Genomic DNA, 1,764 nt, shown 5'->3' on the forward strand with positions numbered 1-1,764 from the left:
GCGCCCCTGCTTTGGGCGCCCGTGATCATTTGCGTTAGTGTGCGTGCTGTGCGCGCACCACCCTTTACAGCTTCGCAGGCCTTACAGCTTTGCGGTGAGTTCCGGGACCAGTGTGAACAGATCGCCCACCAGGCCATAGTCGGCCACCTGGAAGATCGGGGCTTCGTCGTCCTTGTTGATGGCGACGATGATCTTGCTGTCCTTCATGCCGGCAAGGTGCTGGATCGCGCCAGAGATCCCCACCGCGACATAGAGGTTCGGCGCAACCACCTTGCCCGTCTGGCCAACCTGCCAGTCGTTCGGGGCATAGCCCGAATCCACCGCAGCACGGGACGCACCAACCGCAGCGCCCAGCTTGTCGGCCAGCGCCTCGATGATGGCAAAGCTGTCTTTCGACCCCACGCCACGCCCGCCCGACACCACGATCTTGGCGCTGGTCAGCTCTGGCCGGTCAGAAGCCGCAACCTTGTCTTCCACCCAAGCCGACAGCCCCGGATCGGCCACGTCCGCCGCCGCAACCACCGGCGCCGCACCGCCCGAACCCGCCGCCGCAAAGGCCGCCGTCCGCACCGTGAACACCTTGACCGCATCGCCGGACGTCACCGTCTGGATCGCGTTCCCGGCATAGATTGGCCGCTCAAAGGTGACCGAATCGATAACCGCCGTCACATCCGACAGCACCATCACATCCAAAAGCGCGGCAACCCGTGGCAGGATGTTCTTGTTGAACGCCGTCGCAGCCCCCGCAATGTGGCTGTAGCCCCCCGCCAGCGACACCACCAGCGCCGCCAGAGGTTCGGCCAGCCCATGGCCCGCATCGCTCGCGTGCAGCACCTTCGCCGCCCCCGCCAGACCCGCCGCCTCTGCCGCAGCCGAGGCCGGACCCGGCACCAGCAGATGCACCTCGCCCAGACCGGCAACCGCCGTTAACGCCTTGGCAACCTGATCCGTGGCAAGCTGCCCGTCATTCACATCGGCAATCAGGAGAACAGCCATCAGATCACCCCCGCTTCGTCTTTCAGTTTCGCAATCAGCTCGTCCACCGAACCCACCTTGACGCCCGCCTTGCGGCCCGCAGGTTCCGTGGTCTTGACCACCGTCAGCCGCGGCGCCACGTCCACGCCGTAATCGGCCGGGGTCTTGGTCGCCAGCGGCTTGGCCTTGGCCTTCATGATGTTCGGCAACGAGGCATAGCGCGGCTCGTTCAGCCGCAGATCCACCGTGATGATGGCTGGCATCTTCACCGTGATCGTCTGCAAGCCGCCGTCAACCTCGCGCGTCACCGTCGCGGTGTCGCCCGCAATGGTCAGCTCGCTGGCAAAGGTGCCCTGCGACCAGCCCAGCAGCGCCGACAGCATCTGCCCGGTCGCGTTCATGTCATTGTCGATCGCCTGCTTGCCCGCCAGAACCAGACCAGGGGCCTCTTCCCTGACCACGCCAGCCAGCAGTTTCGCCACCGCCAAAGGCTCAATGTCGGTATGCACATCCGACGCCGCCTCGATCAGGATCGCTCGGTCCGCCCCCATCGCCAAAGCCGTCCGCAGCGTCTCCTGCGACTGCTTCACGCCAATGGAAACCACAACAACCTCCGTCGCGATCCCCTTCTCCTTCAAACGGATCGCCTCTTCCACGGCAATCTCGTCAAACGGGTTCATCGACATCTTCACGTTCGCAAGATCAACCCCGCTCCCGTCCGCCTTCACGCGAACCTTAACGTTGTAGTCAATCACTCGCTTCACAGGCACCAAGACCTTCATGCGCGCA

Annotated in this window: 2 protein-coding genes; both read right to left on the reverse strand. The window is 64.5% G+C overall.

Annotated features, from left to right (window positions below; all coding sequences use genetic code 11):
• Positions 1-81: 81 nt before the first annotated feature.
• Positions 82-996, reverse strand: coding sequence for an electron transfer flavoprotein subunit alpha/FixB family protein (locus tag JI744_RS19010; protein WP_202662758.1), 915 nt, complete (start codon positions 994-996; stop codon positions 82-84).
• Entirely contained in the window at positions 996-1,757 is a 762-nt protein-coding gene (locus JI744_RS19015) for an electron transfer flavoprotein subunit beta/FixA family protein (RefSeq protein WP_202662759.1), read from the reverse strand. The genes JI744_RS19010 and JI744_RS19015 overlap by 1 nt, the downstream gene beginning before the upstream one ends.
• Positions 1,758-1,764: the final 7 nt, after the last annotated feature.

It is taken from the genome of Fuscibacter oryzae, from assembly GCF_016765795.1.
GTDB classification, from domain to species: domain Bacteria; phylum Pseudomonadota; class Alphaproteobacteria; order Rhodobacterales; family Rhodobacteraceae; genus Fuscibacter; species Fuscibacter oryzae.

What these genes read in the sequence shown, in the direction of transcription:
- JI744_RS19010 (WP_202662758.1), bottom strand. Translation starts at nt 996, where the DNA reads ATGGCTGTTCTCCTGATTGCCGATGTGAATGACGGGCAGCTTGCCACG.
- JI744_RS19015 (WP_202662759.1), bottom strand. Translation starts at nt 1,757, where the DNA reads ATGAAGGTCTTGGTGCCTGTGAAGCGAGTGATTGACTACAACGTTAAG.